Here is a 1,154-nt window from a genome sequence, read left to right on the forward strand (position 1 = left end):
CCAAGACACTCTATCCCCACACGCCGCTCTTCCGATCTCCCCGACCCCGACGGACACCGTCGCCCTGCCGGCAGCCGGGACCGCGTCGACGGACCGGCGCGGAACCGTCGCGGAGCTGCGGGGTCAGGGCTGGACGGTGCCCTCCCTCGTGGGGGCCGGCCTGGAGCCGCTCACCGTGGACACCGCCCAGACGGCCGAGGACGTGGAGGTCGTCGTCGGCTGGGGTCGGGACGAGCCGACCGTGACCGTCCGCGAGTGCCGACCCCGGATCGTGGGAGCCGCCCCGGAGGGCTGTGCCTCGACCGCGCCCCTGAGCACGGGGGCGCAGGAGCGTCGACTGGCCGGCGGCGGCGTCTACCGGATCGTCCCGGCGGGGGGCGAGGACGGCTGGACGGCCGAGCTGACCACGCCGCAGGCCGCCTACCGCGTGGAGGCCACCCTGCCGGACGAGCGCGCGGACGCGGTCCTCACCCACCTGCTGGTCTCCGAGCGGGCACGGGTGCTCGAGCTGGGCGGCGGAGACGCCGTCGAGGAGCGCCTCGAGCGAGGCCTCGAACGCATCGCGGACGCCGTGCCGCGCCCCCGCGGCTGAGCCGCCCCGCCCCCGCGGCTCCGGGCTGTGGGGCGGTGCCGCTCTAGTAGAGTTCGGAGGGTGTTAGGTATCAACGGCAGCGAGTTCATCATCTTGGCGGTGCTCGCGATCGTCATCCTCGGGCCGGAGAAGCTCCCCGAGTACACGCGCGCCTTCACCGACTGGCTGCGCGTCATGCGCGACAAGGCCGAGGGTGCCAAGGCGCAGTTCAAGGAGGAGACCGGCACGGACTTCGACGAGGTGGACTGGCGCAAGTACGACCCCCGCCAGTACGACCCGCGCCGCATCATCCGCGACGCGCTCCGCGAGCCCGCCGACGGCTCGTCCACGCCCGCGTCCCGGGCGGCGCAGGCGACGGGCATCAGCGCCGAGGACGTGCACGGCGGCCTCACCCACCAGGACCTGGCGGACATGGATCCGCGCACGCTCTTCCGCCGCCCCGCCGGGGGCGGCAGCACCGCCGCCGCGGAGTCCGTCGCCGCCGCACAGACTCGGTCCACCGCGCCCGCCGCGGGGGCGGCCGCCGTGGGCGGTGCCGCCGCAGCCCTGATGGCCTCCGGCC

1 protein-coding gene and 1 pseudogene are annotated in these 1,154 nt (G+C 75.5%); both read left to right on the forward strand.

Going from position 1 to position 1,154, the window contains the following annotated elements:
• Nucleotides 1-592, forward strand: a pseudogene (locus tag D8M29_RS12470) (hypothetical protein); the annotation flags it as partial.
• 60 nt (nt 593-652) lie between these two features.
• Nucleotides 653-1,154, forward strand: a 502-nt coding sequence (locus D8M29_RS12475) for a twin-arginine translocase TatA/TatE family subunit (RefSeq protein WP_127446036.1), incomplete at its 3' end; no start/stop codon positions are given.

Source organism: Micrococcus sp. HSID17227, from assembly GCF_003989405.1.
In the GTDB taxonomy this organism is placed as follows: domain Bacteria; phylum Actinomycetota; class Actinomycetes; order Actinomycetales; family Micrococcaceae; genus Micrococcus; species Micrococcus luteus.